15 protein-coding genes and 1 tRNA gene are annotated in these 15,948 nt (G+C 69.1%); 5 read left to right on the top strand and 11 right to left on the bottom strand.

From position 1 onward, the window contains the following. Positions 1–530: 530 nt before the first annotated feature. Entirely contained in the window at positions 531–1,247 is a 717-nt protein-coding gene (locus D7I44_RS12160; protein ID WP_120789740.1) for a hypothetical protein, read from the top strand. A gap of 2 nt (positions 1,248–1,249) precedes the next feature. Further along, positions 1,250–1,969, top strand: a complete 720-nt coding sequence (locus D7I44_RS12155; protein ID WP_120789739.1) for a hypothetical protein — start codon at positions 1,250–1,252, stop codon at positions 1,967–1,969. A gap of 171 nt (positions 1,970–2,140) precedes the next feature. Here D7I44_RS12155 and D7I44_RS12150 read toward each other — a convergent pair. From D7I44_RS12150 to topA, 6 genes are all read right to left on the bottom strand, one after another. Beyond that, positions 2,141–2,216: transfer RNA gene (locus D7I44_RS12150), tRNA-Thr, on the bottom strand. A gap of 48 nt (positions 2,217–2,264) precedes the next feature. Then, positions 2,265–2,918, bottom strand: coding sequence for a TetR family transcriptional regulator (locus tag D7I44_RS12145; RefSeq protein ID WP_120789738.1), 654 nt, complete (start codon positions 2,916–2,918; stop codon positions 2,265–2,267). Between the two features lie 57 nt (positions 2,919–2,975). Continuing rightward, positions 2,976–4,541 carry an alpha/beta hydrolase gene (locus tag D7I44_RS12140; protein ID WP_120789737.1) on the bottom strand — a complete coding sequence of 522 codons (1,566 nt, stop codon included), beginning with the start codon at positions 4,539–4,541 and terminating at the stop codon, positions 2,976–2,978. Next, positions 4,538–5,704, bottom strand: a complete 1,167-nt coding sequence (locus tag D7I44_RS12135; RefSeq protein WP_120789736.1) for a DNA polymerase III subunit delta' — start codon at positions 5,702–5,704, stop codon at positions 4,538–4,540. The genes D7I44_RS12140 and D7I44_RS12135 overlap by 4 nt, the downstream gene beginning before the upstream one ends. Before the next feature lie 10 nt (positions 5,705–5,714). Next, positions 5,715–6,362: a dTMP kinase gene (gene tmk / locus D7I44_RS12130; protein ID WP_120789735.1), complete on the bottom strand. Its 648-nt coding sequence runs from the start codon at positions 6,360–6,362 to the stop codon at positions 5,715–5,717. Beyond that, positions 6,359–9,109: a type I DNA topoisomerase gene (gene topA / locus D7I44_RS12125; protein ID WP_120789734.1), complete on the bottom strand. Its 2,751-nt coding sequence runs from the start codon at positions 9,107–9,109 to the stop codon at positions 6,359–6,361. The genes tmk and topA overlap by 4 nt, the downstream gene beginning before the upstream one ends. A gap of 149 nt (positions 9,110–9,258) precedes the next feature. On the opposite strand from topA, the gene D7I44_RS12120 reads away from it, so the two are divergent. Then, positions 9,259–9,501, top strand: a complete 243-nt coding sequence (locus tag D7I44_RS12120; protein ID WP_245979572.1) for a hypothetical protein — start codon at positions 9,259–9,261, stop codon at positions 9,499–9,501. 5 nt (positions 9,502–9,506) lie between these two features. Here D7I44_RS12120 and D7I44_RS18245 read toward each other — a convergent pair whose 3' ends face one another. The 3 genes from D7I44_RS18245 to D7I44_RS12110 are packed head-to-tail and all read right to left on the bottom strand — an operon-like array spanning position 9,507 to position 10,454. Continuing rightward, a complete protein-coding gene (locus D7I44_RS18245) occupies positions 9,507–9,878 on the bottom strand; it encodes an Rv3654c family TadE-like protein (protein WP_162940254.1) in 372 nt (123 codons plus the stop codon). After that, a complete protein-coding gene (locus D7I44_RS18240; protein ID WP_162940253.1) occupies positions 9,875–10,222 on the bottom strand; it encodes a TadE family type IV pilus minor pilin in 348 nt (115 codons plus the stop codon). Before D7I44_RS18240 ends, D7I44_RS18245 begins: the two co-directional genes overlap by 4 nt. A 37-nt stretch (positions 10,223–10,259) precedes the next feature. Further along, a complete protein-coding gene (locus D7I44_RS12110; RefSeq protein WP_120789731.1) occupies positions 10,260–10,454 on the bottom strand; it encodes a DUF4244 domain-containing protein in 195 nt (64 codons plus the stop codon). Between the two features lie 303 nt (positions 10,455–10,757). Between D7I44_RS12110 and D7I44_RS12105 the strand changes: the two genes are divergently transcribed. After that, positions 10,758–11,234 (top strand): hypothetical protein, encoded by a 477-nt coding sequence (locus tag D7I44_RS12105; RefSeq protein WP_162940252.1) that lies wholly within the window; start codon positions 10,758–10,760, stop codon positions 11,232–11,234. Positions 11,235–11,253: 19 nt separating this feature from the next. Here the strand turns inward: D7I44_RS12105 and D7I44_RS12100 are convergent, their stop codons facing one another. Together D7I44_RS12100 and D7I44_RS12095 are read right to left on the bottom strand one after the other, a co-directional pair. Continuing rightward, positions 11,254–12,294 carry a type II secretion system F family protein gene (locus tag D7I44_RS12100; RefSeq protein WP_120789729.1) on the bottom strand — a complete coding sequence of 347 codons (1,041 nt, stop codon included), beginning with the start codon at positions 12,292–12,294 and terminating at the stop codon, positions 11,254–11,256. Continuing rightward, the gene (locus D7I44_RS12095) at positions 12,291–13,436 is read right to left on the bottom strand and encodes a TadA family conjugal transfer-associated ATPase (RefSeq protein ID WP_342768578.1); all 1,146 of its coding nucleotides are present in this window, start codon (positions 13,434–13,436) and stop codon (positions 12,291–12,293) included. Before D7I44_RS12095 ends, D7I44_RS12100 begins: the two co-directional genes overlap by 4 nt. 368 nt (positions 13,437–13,804) lie before the next feature. On the opposite strand from D7I44_RS12095, the gene acs reads away from it, so the two are divergent. Then, a complete protein-coding gene (gene acs / locus D7I44_RS12090) occupies positions 13,805–15,778 on the top strand; it encodes an acetate--CoA ligase (protein WP_120789728.1) in 1,974 nt (657 codons plus the stop codon). Positions 15,779–15,948 lie beyond the last annotated feature (170 nt).

Below are 15,948 nucleotides of genomic sequence, written 5' to 3'. Positions count from 1 at the left end.
AGCTGAGGATCACGAGCACATATCGTCATCCACGGCGTAGATCATTCTGAACGGGAAGCCGTGGACGCGTCTGGATCTCATGGTCGGCTTCCCAGCCGGGCCAGGCACTGCGGGCCACGCATCTGGCCATTCCGCTGCGTCTTTGATCGCGACTTCGACCGCATCCAGGAACTCGAATCCCAAGCCGTCGCGTTGCTCGTTGTAATAGGCAAATGCCGCGAGCAGTTCGTCGCGGGCCTCGGGACGCTCTCTCTATCGGCTGTCACCGCGAAGCGCTCTAGGCGCGGTGTTTGCCGACCGAATTCGACTATTCGCCGAGAGCTTGGCAGTGATCGCAGATGGTCCGATGACTGGGCGACTCGATCAGCGCAGTACGCCAACTCCGCTCCATCGCGGACGCAATCGAACGCGGGTCACGCAAGTAAGGCGAGCGTCGCTCCGCGGAAACGCCACAGAGCACGGCCAATTTCTTCGAGATCCTCGGCGACCTGGCCATTGCAAACTGCTTCCGAGGTCGGAAGGATTATGTAATGGTCGACTGGACAAGCGCGCAAGTCGCGGAACGCCTTGGCTTAACCCAGCGCCGCATCGTAGAACTCCTGCGCGATCGCCGCATCGCCGGTCGGCAGATGCCCGACGGAACTTGGCTCATCGACAGTGACTCCGTCCTCGGCTACGAGAACGTCAACCGCGGCCATGCCGGGCGCGAGATGAGTCCCGCCACTGCGTGGGGACTCCTTTGGGCGCTATCTGAGAAGCCAGCGCCATGGCTCGCACCACACACGAAGAGTCGTATCCGCAACCGACTCGCACATCAGGATGCGGAAGGGCTCGCGCGCGCCGTCGCAACCAGGACGCGTGCGCACCGCTTTCGCAGCGCGAACACCGAACGCATCATTCCGGATGTAATCGCGACGGGGCGCCTGGCACTGTCGCTCTTCGGACAGCTCGTACCGCCTACAGCCGGACTCCGCGACCTCGTCGGTGACTCTCGGCGCGTGGCGGGCTATGTGCCCTCTGGCGAGACGATGGAGCGCTTCGCGAGAACCCATTTCATGCGCGCGGACACCGGCGGCCGGGACGTGCTCTACGAAAACACACTGCCCATTGAGTACAAATCCGAGGTCATGCCGATCGCCGTGATCGCTGCGGATCTCGCGCTATCCATCGACTCTCGCGAACGCAGCGCCGGCCTGACCGCACTTGAGGACTTGAGGGACCAGTGGCTGGCGCAACACACGCGGTAGACATGGGCGACGACGACATGCTGCCCGCTTGGCAGACGGTCGCCGAATTGAGCCGGACCGATGTCGCGCGGGACCTTGTTCTCGTCGGCGGCCTGATGGTGCATGCGCACGCAGCCCGCGGTGGAGTCATCGCGCCACGCTCGACCAACGACGCCGACTTCTTGGTCAACTATGTGACAGCCAGGTCAACGCTCATCGGCGCAAGATCGTCACTCGCGGGCCTCGGATTCAAGCTGGACGGCGACGGCGTATATGCCTATCGGTGGCTACACGAGGATGGCCGCAAGGTCGACGTGATGGTGCCCGAGCACAGCCTGCCACCAGCAGCTCGGCTGTCGCGGAGACCCGCCCTCGAAGTTCCTGCGGGAAGGCAGGCCATTCAGCGTCGCGACACGTATCGAATCCAGTTCAACTTGGGCGTCGGCATCGAAATCGGCGTCCCAGACGAACTCGGAGCGCTCGTGGCGAAAGCGGCTGCGTTCCTCGTCGACCAGCGCGACCGCGAAAGGCATTTGGGCGACTCAGCCACGCTGCTGGCTAGCGTCACCGATGCGTCCGCGCTCGACTACGCGAGTCTCAACAAGAGCGACAAGAGGCGGCTGCACGCCATGCACAAGCAACTGGCCGACGGTAGCCATGCCGGCTGGGCCGTCCTTGAGGAGGCCGACCGCGCGCATGGACGGTTCAACTTGGACGTAATCGCTGCCGCCGCAGGAGTCTAGCCAGGGCCACAAGCGCCGCGGCCGGAAGGAGGCGGAGCCCAGTTTGAATGAGCGCATCACGAACAACGAATAGCTCAAGCCGGGACACCCCGGGGACACGTGCATACTTGAAGGAAACCCGCAACCGCTGGACACGCAGAAAATCCCCGGCTTGACCGGGGATTTCTCTTGTGGAGCCGCCTAAGGGAATCGAACCCTTGACCTATTCATTACGAGTGAATCGCTCTGCCGACTGAGCTAAGGCGGCGTGGCGGCGAACCGCACACGATCAATGAGTTTACAGGATGCCGGAGGTTCAGACGTTCACCTGAGACGACAGCAGGTGCAGCTGCTCGAACGACCTGTCTACGCAGGCGGCGAGCCGTCCCTTGCCGCCGCGCTCCGCCCAGCTGGCCCAGGCGTTCCGCAGGCCGGCGAACGAGACGAACACGACGAGCCGCGCCCGGTCGCGCAGCGCGCTCGGATCCGCTTCGAGCGCGGGGTCGAGCACGACGAGCCGCTTCGAGACCAGCTCGATCATCTGGTTCGTCAGGTCTTCCATCGTCTCCATGCGCTGACGGAACAGGTGGGGGTGGCGCAGCATCACCCGCATCCGCTGCTCCTGCAGCTCGTGGGTCGCCCGCGTCTCTTCATCGCTCTTGGCGTCGATGAACCCGGCGATCAGCGCGCGGATGCCGTCGAGCACGGACTGCTCGGCAGGCGCCGTGAGGAACGCCTCGACCTTCTCGGGCTCTGGCGCCTCGGGCGCGTGCCCGATGACGGCGGCCTCTTTCGACGGGAAGTAGTTGAAGAAGGTGCGCGGCGACACATCGGCCGCCTCGGCGATCTCGTCGACGGTGACGTTCTCGTACCCCTTGTCGAGCGACAGGTCGATCGCGGCCTTCTCGATGGCCCTTCGCGTGGCGACGCGCTTGCGCTCGCGCAGGCCCGGCTCCTTGACGTCAGTCACTCCACCATTATCGTTGCAGTGCCTGCAAATTTGCACCACGTGCGTCGTGCGATGACGTCAGCACATCGGATCGGTCGCGGGCACCTGTCCCTTCACGAAGTAGTCGTCGACCGTGTTCAGGACACACGCGTTCGAGCGGCCGTACGCCGTGTGCCCCGAGCCCTTCCAGGTCACCAGATGGCCGTTCTCCAGCTGTTTGGCGAGATTGACGGATGACTGGTACGGCGTCGCAGGGTCATTGGTGGTGCCCACCACGAGGATCGGCGCGGACCCCTTCGCGTGCACTGGCGCCGGTGTGCGCACCGGCTTGAACGGCCAGTTCCAGCAGGTGATGCCTCCGTAGGTGAAGAAGGGACCCATCACGGGAGCCACCTGCGCGACCCGCTGCGCCTCCGCCTGCATGTGCGCGAGGTCATCGTCGAACTGATAGTCGAGGCAGTCGACCGCCTGGAACGCCACGGCGGTGTTCGTCGTGTAGTTGCCGTTCTGATCCCGGTCGTTGTACTGATCGGCCAGGATGAACGCCACTCGCGCGCTCCCCTGCGTCACCGTCTTGAACAGGACGTCGAGCTCAGGCCAGCTCGCCGTGTCGTACAGCGGCGTGATGACCGCGAGCAGAAGCGTGCTCGCGCCCAGCATCCGCCCGTCCGAGTTCTTGATCGGCGTCTGCTGCACTTTGTTCAGCAACCCTGCGACCGCACTCATCACGGAATCGACCGTGCCCTTGAACGGGCAGGTCTTGTCCTGCGTCAGGCACCACTGCGCATAGGCCCTGAGGTTCGACTCGAAGCCCTGCGCCTGCAGCTCGGTGAGCTCGTCGTAGCTCGACGCGGGGTCGACCACGCCGTCGAGCGTCATACGACCGACGTTCTTCGGGAAGAGGTCGGCGTAGATCGCGCCGATCATCGTGCCGTAGCTGAAGCCGAGGTAGTTGAGCTTCGCGTCGCCGACGTTCGCGCGCAGCATGTCGAGGTCGCGCGCCGTGCTCGCGGTGTCGACGTGGCCGAGCAGCTGGCCGGTGTTCTGCTCGCACGCCTGACCGAGCGAGGTCACCGCCTGCTTGCTGGCGTCGAGCCACTGCGGGCTGCCGCGCTCGCCGGGAACGATGTCGTACAGCCAGCTGTCGAGGCCCTTGTTGTCGTAGCACTTAACCGCCGACGAGGCCCCGACCCCGCGCGGGTCCCACCCGATGACATCGAAGTTCTTCTGCAGCGTCGCCGAGGTCGCGCCCACCCTGCCTCGCACGAACGCGACACCGGAGACGCCGGGGCCGCCCGGGTTGACGAACAGCGAGCCGAGCTTCGCGCCGCTCGCCGGCTTGCGGATCAGCGCGAGGTCGATCGGGTCGCCCTGCGACGGGTGCGCCCAGTCGATCGGCGCCTTCGCGGTCGAGCATTGGAAGCCGCCGGAGCAGTCCGTCCACACGAGCTGCTGCGTGTAGAACTTCTGCACGGCGGCCGCGTCGGCCGGCGAGAGGTCGGCACTCGCCGTCGGCGACGCGACCGGCGTCGAGGTCTGCGTCGGCAGCTTCTGCTGCGCCGAGGTGCAGCCGACCAGCAGCACCGCAGCGGTGAGTGCGACGGCAAGAGCGCGCACCCCGCGCCACCTGGAGGCGCGCCTCATGCGGCCGCCACCGCGATCGCGGTGGCCAGCATGGCCTCGAGCGCGAGGGTCGGATTCACGTTCGCGTCGATGCGGGTTCGGGATTCGGCGACGGCGTCCATCATCTTCAACGTATCCGCCGGGGTGGTGGTTCGCGCAACCTCGCCGAGCGCGGCCTCGCGCTCGCGGTTGACGAGCGGCGCCTCGCTGCCGAGCTGCAGCATGAGGACGTCGCGGTAGAGCGAGAGCAGGTCGACGAGGATGCGGTCGAGGCCGTCGCGCAGGCTTCGCGTCGCGCGCCGCTTCTGGTCCTCCTCGAGTGCGCGCAGCTGTGCGCGCAGTGCAGGCGGGATCGTGCCGCCCGGCTCGACGCCGAGCGAGCGCAGCGCGTGCTCGCGCTCCTCCGCATCGCGTTCCTCGGTGATGGCCTTGCCGTCTTCCGTCGCGATCTGCACGAGGCGCGCAGCCCCGAGAACAGCGGCAGAGATCGAGCGGATGCCGAGCGCGAGCGCGAGCGTCTCGTCACGCCTGGCTCGGGCGTCGGCGTTCGTCGCGAGCCGCCTCGCCATGCCGATGTGCGATTGCGCGTGCCGCGCCGCCTGCTCGGCCAGCTGCGGCTCGATGCCGTCGCGGTGCACGAGCAGCTCGGCCACGTCGGCGATCGTCGGCACGGTGAGGCGCACCGTGCGCACGCGCGAGCGGATCGTCGGGAGAAGGTCGGCGTCGCTCGGCGCGCACAGGACCCAGACGGTGCGCTCCGGCGGCTCTTCGAGCGACTTCAGCAGCAGATTGCTCGTGCGCTCGGTCATGCGGTCGGCGTCTTCGATGACGAGCACGCGGTAGCGGCCGACCGACGGCGAGTACTGCGCGGAGCGCACCAGCTCGCGCACCTCGTCGATCGTGATGATGACCTTCTCGGTCGCGAGCACCGACAGGTCGGGGTGCGTGCGCGCCTGCACCTGGCGGTCGGTCGCCTCGTCGCCGTCGGCGCCCGCATGGCTGAGCAGGGCGCTCGCGAACGCGAAGGCGAGGTTCGACCGGCCGGAGCCCGGCGGGCCGGTGAGCAGCCACGCGTGCGTCATCGCGTTGCCGCCGTTCGCGGGGATGCCGGGGTCGGCCGCCGCGGCGGCGCGCAGCACCGCGATCGCGCCCTGCTGCCCCGTCAGCTCGGCCCACACACTCATCGGGTTCAGGCTACCCGGCGGTTCCGACAGTCCCGGAAGTTCTCAACAGGTCCGTGACACGTTCACGGATGGCAGCGGCCAGTTCGTCAGCTGGCAGGGTCGCATCGAGCACGAGCCAGCGCTCGGGCTCGGCATCCGCCATCTCGAGGTACGCCGCACGCACCCGCACGCTGAAGTCGATCGCCTCGGCCTCGATGCGGTCGAACACCTTCTGCGCCGCGTCGATGCGCTGCCGCGCGACCGACGGGTCGAGGTCGAGCAGCACGGTGAGCTGCGGGTACAGGCCGCCCGTCGCCCACTCGGAAAGCCGGCGCACCTCGTCGGCGCCGAGCACCCGCCCCGCGCCCTGGAACGCGACCGACGAGTCGATGTATCGGTCTTGGATCACGACCTCGCCGCGCTCGAGCGCCGGCCGCACCTTGGTGGCGATGTGGTGAGCGCGATCGGCCGCATAGAGCAGCGCCTCCGCGCGCGGCGCGATGTCGCCGCGGTGGTGCAGCACGATGTCGCGCACGAGCACCCCGACCTCGGTTCCACCGGGTTCGCGGGTCGCGGCGACAGTGTGACCGGCATCCGTCAGCCATCTCGCCAGCGCGTCGAGCTGAGTCGTCTTGCCTGAGCCGTCGAGCCCTTCGATCGTGATGTAGAGGCCGCTCACTTCTTCGCTCGGCTGCGCGTCGTCGTGGTCTTCTTCGCCGCGGTCGTCGACGACGAACGACGGGCCGCAGGCTTCTTGGCCGGACCCTTCGCACGCTTGTCGGCGAGCAGCTGCACGGCGCGGGCGAAGTCGACCGCCTCGACGTCTTCCCCGCGCGGAATCGTCGCGTTCGTCTCGCCGTCGGTGACGTAGGGCCCGAAGCGGCCGTCGCGCACCCGGATCGGCTTGCCGCTGACGGGGTCCGCCTCGAACTCCTTCAGCGCGCTCGACGCACGGCGGGCGCCGTACTTCGGCTGGGCGAACAGCTCGAGCGCCTCGGGCAGGGTGATCTCGAAGATCTGGTCCTCGCCGTTCGGCAGGCTGCGGGTGTCGGTGCCCTTCTTGAGGTAGGCGCCGTAGCGGCCGTTCGCCGCCAGGATCTCGTCGCCCGACTCGGGGTCTGCGCCCACGGTGCGCGGCAGCGACAGCAGCTTGAGCGCCGTCTCGAAATCGACGGTGTCAACGCTCATGCTCTTGAACAGCGACGCGGTGCGCGGCTTGGGAGCGGCCGGCTTCTTGGCGGCGCGCTTCTTCGGCTTGGCATCGGATGCCTCGGCCACCGTGTCTTCGGCAGGAGCCTCTTCGGGCAGCACCTCGGTGACGTACGGACCATAGCGACCGTCCTTCACGACGATCTCCTTGCCGTCCTCCAGAGTGCCGAGCACGCGGTCAGCCTGCTCGGGCGCCTCGGCTAGCTCGCGCGCCTTCGCGGGCGTGAGCTCGTCGGGGGCGAGGCCCTCGGGGATGTTGACGCGGCGCGGGGCGACGTCGGGGCCTGCCGCCGGGTCGGTGACCTCGAGGTACGGGCCGTACTTGCCGATGCGCAGGGTGATCTCGTCGTCGATGCGCACCGAGTTGATCTCGCGCGCGTCGATCTCGCCGAGGTTGTCGACGACGCCGCGCAGGCCCTTGTGGGCCTCGGTGCCGAAATAGAACCCCTTCAGCCACTCGCGGCCTTCGTCCGCGCCGTTCGCGATGCTGTCGAGGTCGTTCTCGAGGTCGGCGGTGAAGTCGTACTCGACGAGGTCGCCGAAGTGGTCCTCGAGCAGTCTGACGACCGAGAACGCGATCCAGTTCGGTACGAGCGCCTGCCCGCGCAGGGTCACGTAGCCGCGGTCGATGATCGTGGAGATGATCTGCGCGTAGGTCGACGGGCGGCCGACGCCCAACTCTTCGAGCGCCTTGACGAGGGATGCCTCGGTGTACCGCGGCGGCGGCGTGGTCTCGTGCCCCTTGGCCTCGACACCGGCGTTCTCGAGCGCCTGCCCGACGGTGAGCGGCGGCAGCTTCTCTTCGGCGGCTCCGGCGGCGCCGTCGGAGTTGCGCTCCTCGTCGCGGCCTTCTTCGTAGGCGTGCAGGAAGCCGCGGAACGTGATGACCGTGCCAGAAGCGGTGAACTCGGCGACCGTGCCGTCGAGCTCGCCGCCGACGACCTTCGCCTCGATCGCGACCGAGGCCGTCGAGCCCTTCGCGTCGGCCATCTGGCTCGCGACGGTGCGCTTCCAGATCAGGTCGTACAGGCGGAAGTCGTTCTGCGACAGCGATTTGCGCACCTCGTCAGGGGTGCGGAACGTCTCGCCGGACGGACGGATCGCCTCGTGCGCCTCCTGTGCGTTCTTCGACTTCCCCGTGTAGTGCCGCGGCTTCTCGGGCACCGTGTCGGCACCGTAGAGCGCAGCGGCTTGGCTGCGGGCGGCCTTCGTCGCCTGCTGCGACAGCGACGGGGAATCCGTTCGCATGTAGGTGATGTAGCCGTTCTCGTACAGCGACTGCGCGACGCTCATCGTCTGACGCGCGCTGAAGCGCAGCTTGCGCGCCGCTTCCTGCTGCAGCGTCGAGGTGGTGAACGGCGCGGCGGGCCGGCGCGAGTACGGCTTCGACTCGACCTTCGAGACCGTCACGACGGTCGCGTCTGCGCGCAGTGCGTCGGCAAGTGCGAGGGCGGATGCCTCGTCGAGCTGGCGCGCCACGCCGGTCAGCTTGCCGGAGTCGTCGTAGTCGCGGCCCTGCGCGACGCGCGTTCCGTCGAGGCGCTGCAGACGCGCCTCGAACGGCGCGGTGTCTTCGCCCGGGGTGAACTGGGCGGTGAGGTCCCAGTAGCTGGCGGCGACGAACGCGAGGCGCTCGCGCTCGCGGTCGACGACGAGACGGGTTGCGGGTGACTGCACGCGACCGGCTGAGAGGCCGGGAGCGACCTTGCGCCACAGCACCGGGCTCACCTCGTAGCCGTAGAGGCGGTCGAGCACGCGCCGGGTCTCCTGCGCGTCGACGAGCTCCATGTTGAGGTCGCGGGTGTGGTCACGCGCGGCCTCGATGGCTTCGCGGGTGATCTCGTGGAAGACCATGCGCTTGACGGGGACCTTCGGGTTCAGCACCTCGCGCAGGTGCCACGCGATGGCCTCGCCCTCGCGGTCTTCATCTGTTGCGAGGATGAGCTCGTCGGCGTTCTTGAGCTCGCGCTTCAGGTCGCTGACGACCTTGGTCTTGCCGTCCGAGACCACATAGATCGGCTTGAAGCCGTTGTCGACGTCGACGCCGAACTTGCCGAGCGGGCCCTTCTTCTGGTCGGCCGGAAGATCCTTCGGCTCGATCAGATCGCGGATGTGCCCCACCGAAGCCATCACCGTGTAGCCGTCGCCCAAATACTGTGCGATCGACTTGACCTTCGTCGGCGACTCGACGATGACCAGCTTCTTTGTGCCCGGCACCTGACTCCTTATATATGTGTGTGGCGCGCCGTTGAGCCTTTGCAGGCTGAGGATACACACAAGCAACGGCGGTGATCCTCGAAAAATGCCGATGCTCGGCGCCCCGGTAGGGGGTTGCCGCCGCGGCCACGCTGAGCACAATGGGCCGCATGAGTATGACAACGGCACGCGGAACGTACACCGCGAAGCTACTCGACGGCCCGCTCGAGGGCAGGACCGTCGCCGCGAGTTTCCTCGACAGCGGCGACCCGCAGGGACGCATCGTGCTTCCCGCGAACGACCGCGGCAAGAAGTATGTCTACCGCCGCAACGGCGAGATCAGCGAATTCGTCGACGGCACCGGCGCGCCGGGGGCCGTCGACTACAGCTACTTCGGCCCCGAGTTCGAGTAACGGTTTCAGGGTGTTCCCGGCGGTCCGGCCCGGGCGCGGGCGCTGAGCTCGAAGCGCGACCATCCGCGCGAGGCGGCGACGACGGCGACGAGGCCGTCGGTCTCGCACGATGTGATGGATGCCTGATCGAGCGCCGCCGCCCGCGCCGCGTTCTCGCACGGGTAGCCCGCGTTGCGCCCCGACAGCGTGTCGGCTGCCGCCAGCGCGCCCGCATCGGCGGCGGCCTGCACGCCCTGCTGCGCTGCGAGCGCGCCGAGCCCGAGAACGGCGGCGCCGCTCACGAGCACGATCGCGCCCAGCACCGCGACGGCGAGGACTGACCCCGAGCCGCGCTCACGTCGCAGCCGATGCCCGACGGCACGCCGGTGCCGAATCACGGACCCGCTCCCCCGGCCTCCGCCGGCACGGCGTCTGCGGCGAGCGCGCAGTCGCGCGCCGACAGCGAGACCATGCCGAGCCCGATCGGGCCGAAGCGCGCCTCGCGTGCGAGCGCCACGCAGACGAACGACCCGTCCGCGCTCTGGGCGAGGCTCGCCCCCGGTGCGGCCGACGCCACCCGTGCGCGCACGGCGGCCGGGTCGTCGCCGCGAGCAAGCATCCGCGCGCCACTCGATGCCAGCGATCCGAGCACGACCTGCTGGCCGATCACGTTGACCGCACCGAGGCACAGAGCCAGCACGAGCATGACGCTCGGCAGCACGACGGCGAACTCGGCGGTCACCGTGCCGCGTTCGCCGTCGCGGCCGCCCCTGCTCGGCTCAGCTGCCGACCGTGAGCGCACGGTGCACCAGGTCGGTGAGGATGCCCCGTACCTCGTCGCCCTTCAGGATCACGACCAGCAGTCCGGCGAAGCCCACGGCCGCCATCGTGGCGACCACGTACTCGGCGGTGGCCGACCCCGCCTCGCTGCTCAGGCGGCGGGCACGGACCCACACGGTTCGAATCGTATTCATCGGTTCTTCCCTCTCATCTCACGGGTTGCGGCGCGGGTGAATCGATGGTGTCGCGCACCGCCGGCCCCGCGCCGCGGCCCCGACTCTGATCGGTGGACAACGCGTCGAACCGGTGCCTGTGCGCGGAAAGACCGACCGGTCTCTTGACCGGCATTGGGGCCGCGGCTAACGTCAGTGCTCGTGTCTGTTCAGTCGGTGATCGCCGTGACCCCGGGGAGCCTTGCCTCGTCCGAGGCATAGCCGCTCGGGCCGGCCTTCGCCGACCCTTCCCGGTTTGATTCACGACCACCCCACACGACAGGCATGACCATGAACGACTCGAGCTGGAGCGATCGCGCGCTCCGCGACTTCATCACCCGCATCCGCGACCTCGACTTCGGCATGCACCTCGGCGAGGACGAGCGCGACGGGTTCATCCGCCAGGCCGAGGTGCGCCTCGTGCCCGAGGTGCGCCGGCGCGTCCTTGCGGAGATCGGCGCGACCATCGACGCCCACGGCGTCGCCTCTGTCGCGTTCGAGACCCTCGAGCAGGAGACCTGGGGAAAGCGCCACACCTGGCTGATGGTGACGACCGACCCGTGGGCGTTCCTGACCGACCTCGTCACCGACGAGGTGCGCGGAGCGTACAAGGCCAGCGCTCGCTCGCGCGCCGACGCGAAGCGGCTCAAGGGCATCGCTGAGGCGAGTCCGCGGGCCGAGCTCATGCCGACTCCCGAAGCCGTCGAGGTCGGGGAAACCGGCGAGCGCGACGACGTCGAAGAGGAGGATCCGGTGGCGTGAGCCGTTCGGGCATCCGTATCTAGGCGAGACGGATGCCCGAACCGGTGAGCAGCGCCACGAGCACCGGCACCACGCCGAGCAGCATGAAGGCCGGCAGCACGCACACCGAGAGCGGCACGACGAGCCGGACCGCGACGGATGCCGCGGCTGCGCGCCCCGCCGCATCGGCGTCGGCTCGGCGACGCTCGGCTTCGGCGAGCAGCAGTCCGACCGTCGGCGCGCCGGCTCGGGCCGCGAGGTCGAGCACGGCGTCGACGGCGGCCTCGTCGGCGTCGAGCGCGTCGCCGTTCAGGAATGGGGCGTGCTCGGCGAGGGCGCTCACGGCGAGCCCACGCGCGCGAGCCACCGACGTACCCGACTGCATCGCCACGGCAACAAGCTCGGGCAGCAGCCCCGGCACGAGCTCGCGCGGCTCGGCGGCAGCGAGCAGTCGGCCGCTCCACCGCCGCGAGCCGACCATCAGGGCGACACCGCCGCCGACGCACACCCATCCCACCGGAGTCGCCGTCAGCACATGCACGGTGTCGAAGCCGAGCAGCGCCCCGAACCCGAGCGCGACCAGCGGAAGCAGACCCACGAGCCTCGCTGTCGCCCGCGGCCCCGCGAAGGCGACGCCGAGCTCGCGATGCAAGGCAGCAGCCCGGCGGATGCTTGCCGCGAAGCCCGCCAGCGCCGCGCCCGGCGGCGCCCCCGACCTCATCGCCACCGACCACGTCGCCGCGAACAGACCCCACGCGACGGCCGGATGCCGCTCGGCTCGGCTCGGCGGCGCGTTCGCGCACTCCGCGGTGATCGCGGCGGCGACGTCGCGGGCACGAGCGGCGACGGCCGCCGCCACGGCGAGCACGCCGAACGTTGAGGAGCGCGCGGCACGCGCGTCGCGAAACGATCCCCCGCTGCGACCCTTTCGAGACGCCGGCTCCGCGGACTCCGCAAGGGTCGGGCTCGCCTCAGAGAGAAACCCCCATGCCCGCTCCGGCGTCACTCCCGCCGCGAGCAGCACGGCGAGGCGCTGCGCGACCGCGGCGACCTCGTCGAGAGCATCGGCGACGCCGTTCATCGCTCGACCACCTGGAGTCGGCCCGAGGCATCCGCCGTCAGCTCACCCATCGCCGCGATCACGCGACGCCCCTCGACTCGAGCCACGTGCACCACCAGGTCGATCGCGCTCGCGGCCTGACGCGCGACGGCGTCGGCCCCCAGCCCCGCAAGCGCGCCGAGCGCCTCGATGCGCGCGGGCACGTCGGCGAGCGAGCTCGCGTGCAGCGTTCCTGCGCCGCCGTCGTGGCCGGTGTTCAGCGCGGAGAACAGCTCGCGGATCTCCGCGCCGCGACACTCCCCCACGACGAGCCGGTCCGGGCGCATGCGCAGCGCCTCGCGCACGAGCCGCGCCAGACCGATCTCGCCCGCGCCCTCGAGGTTCGCCTGCCGCGCCTCGAGCGACACCACATGCGGGTGGCGCACCTGCAGTTCGGCGAGGTCCTCGATGATGACGATGCGCTCGCCCGGCGGCGCGAGCGCCAGCAGTGCGGCGAGCAGTGTGGTCTTCCCCGATCCGGTCGCGCCGGTGACCAGCAGGTTCTTCCGACCGACCACCGCCGCCGCGAGCGCCGCTCGCTGCGACTCGGTCGCGGTGCCCGCCGCCGCCAGCTCGTCGAGCGAGAGTCCCGCGGCGCGCGGCACGCGGATCGAGATCGCCGTGCCGCCCACGGAGACCGGCGGCAGCGCCGCGTGGACACGGATGCCGCTGCCGAGCCGCACATCGCCCAGGGGCGACGCCACGTCGAGGTGTCGCCCGCCGAGCGCGATCAGCCGCACCGCAAGAGCCTGCGCCTCGGCTTCGGGCAGCGGCCGCACGTCGTCGCGCCGCAGCCCTGCGCCCTCGTCGAGCCAGACCTCGCCGCCGGGCGCGACGAGCACGTCGGTCACCGCTGGCAGGGAGAGGTACGGCGCGAGCGGACCGAACGCGTCCGCCAGCTCGGCGTCGAGCGCGACGGAAGGAGGCGGCAGCCCGACGACGCCCCCGCGCGCGGCCTCGATCCCAAGGGAAGAGAGCGGCGGCCCGACCGCTCCCCCGGGCCCGCCCCGCGCCTGACTCGAAGCCGGGGGCGTCACCGTCGGGCCGCCGCGCGACCGCGACTGCGCCACGGCACGCCGCGGCACGAAGGGGGCCTGCGGTTCTGCGGCGGATCGATCGGTCACGTGAGGAACGCTAGGAAGAACCTCGGACGCCGCGCAGACCGGCGGGCTCTGAACGGTGGAGCAAGCATCCGCCCGCCGCCCTGTGAGCGGGAAGAGCGACCGAACCCGCCAACAGAACAAGCCCGTTAAACAGAAGGGGGCGGCACCAATTGGGGGGAACTGGTGCCGCCACAGCGACGCGATAGTTGGGGGGAACCACGCACGCCGCGAGCTCGTTGACCGAGCCGTGTTTCAGTGTACGCGATAGCGCACCAGGTGCAACATATTCAATCGTCGAGGTTCGAACGGTTGGTGGCGTAGGGTCAAAACCGCGGTCTCAGAGTCCCCTCGGCCGGCCCCATCCACGTCTCGCAAAGGAGCGAACACGCATGGTCGACACCATCGACAATCTGATGCACGAGTCTCGGCGCTTCCCGCCTGACGAGGCCTTCAGTGCGAATGCCGTGGCGACCCCTGCACTGTACGAGGCAGCGAGCGAAGATCGCCTCGCCTTCTGGGCCGAGCAGTCGAAGAGCCTGTTGCACTGGTCGAAGCCGTTCACTCGAACACTCGACTGGACGAACCCGCCCTTCGCGAAGTGGTTCGACGACGGCGAGCTGAACGTGGCCTACAACTGCCTCGACCGGCACGTGCTGGCCGGCAACGGCGACCGCGTGGCGCTCTACTGGGAGGGCGAGCCCGGCGACTCCCGTGCCGTCACCTACGCCGAGCTCACGGCCGAGGTGAAGAAGGCGGCGAACCTGCTGACCGCCCTCGGCGTGCGCGAGGGCGACCGGGTGGCGATCTACCTGCCGATGATCCCCGAGGCGATCGTCGCGATGCTTGCGGTGGCCCGCATCGGTGCCGTGCACTCCGTCGTCTTCGGCGGATTCTCGGCCGAGAGCCTGCGCGCCCGCATCGACGACGCCCAGGCGAAGCTCGTCATCACCGCCGACGGCGGCTGGCGCAAGGGCAAGGTCGCTCCGCTCAAGCCGGCGGTCGACGAGGCCCTCGCGATCGACCACGGCGACGGGCCGGCGAAGTCGGTCGAGCACGTGCTCGTCGTCAAGCGCGGCGAGAACCCCGTCGACTGGACCCCGGGGCGCGACCTGTGGTGGCACGACGAGATCGCCCAGGTGAGCGACGAGCACATGGCGAAGCCGTTCGCGGCCGAGCATCCCCTGTTCATCCTGTACACGTCCGGCACCACGGGTAAGCCGAAGGGCATCCTGCACACCACGGGCGGATACCTGACCCAGGCTGCCTACACCCACAAGAACGTCTTCGACCTGCACCCCGAGAGCGACGTCTACTGGTCGACGGCCGATATCGGATGGATCACCGGCCACTCCTACGTCGTCTACGGCCCGCTCGCCAACGGCGCCACCGAGGTGATCTACGAGGGCACCCCCGAGACGCCCGAGCCCGGCCGCTGGTGGGACATCATCGAGAAGTACAAGGTGACCCTCTTCTATGCGGCGCCCACCGCGATCCGCGGCTTCATGAAGCAGGGCCGCCAGATCCCGCAGTCGCGCGACCTGTCATCGCTGCGCCTGCTCGGCTCGGTCGGCGAGCCGATCAACCCTGAGGCCTGGGTCTGGTACCGCGAGATCATCGGCGACAACAAGACCCCCGTCGTCGACACGTGGTGGCAGACCGAGACCGGCGCGATCATGGTCAGCGCCCTGCCCGGCATCACCACGCTGAAGCCGGGCAGCGCGCAGGTCCCGCTTCCCGGCATCTCGGTCGATGTGGTGACGGATGCCGGGGAATCCGTCGGCCCCGACGAAGGCGGCTTACTCGTCATCACGGAGCCGTGGCCGTCGATGGCGCGCGGCATCTGGGGCGACCCCGACCGCTTCATCGCCACCTATTGGGAGATGTTCAAGGACCGCGGCTACTACTTCGCCGGCGATGGCGCCCGGAAGGACAAGGACGGAGAGATCTGGCTGCTCGGCCGCGTCGACGACGTCATGAACGTCTCCGGTCACCGGCTCTCGACCGCCGAGATCGAGTCGGCGCTCGTCTCGCACCCGCTCACGGCGGAGGCGGCCGTGGTCGGGGCATCCGATGACACCACCGGTCAGGCCGTGGTCGCGTTCGTGATCGTCAAGGACTCGCAGCGCGAGAACGCCACCTCGCCCGACGAGGTCGCCCTCGAGCTGAGGAACCATGTGGCGCAGCAGATCGGCCCCATTGCCCGGCCCCGGCAGGTGTTCGTCGTGAACGAGCTGCCGAAGACCCGCTCAGGGAAGATCATGCGCCGCCTGCTGCGTGACGTGGCCGAGGGCCGCGAGGTCGGTGACACCACCACTCTCGCCGACACGGCGGTCATGCAGGTCATCGCGAAGGCGGTCAACTAGCGCGGGCGCGACACCGCGGTGTCTGTCGCCTGGGGCTCACGTTTTCGCGAATAACGTGAGCCCCAGCGGCATTCTTCCTCACGTCTCTCCCTGCACAGGGGTGGACCATGCAGAGCCCTCCACAATTGAGCGCCACCATGAAGGGGCGGATGCCTGAGCCCGACGATCCT

The sequence above is a fragment of the Gryllotalpicola protaetiae genome, assembly GCF_003627055.1.
GTDB classification, from domain to species: Bacteria; Actinomycetota; Actinomycetes; order Actinomycetales; family Microbacteriaceae; genus Gryllotalpicola; species Gryllotalpicola protaetiae.
Note: the sequence above shows the minus strand (reverse complement) of the source record. Positions and strands in the feature narration are given on the sequence as shown.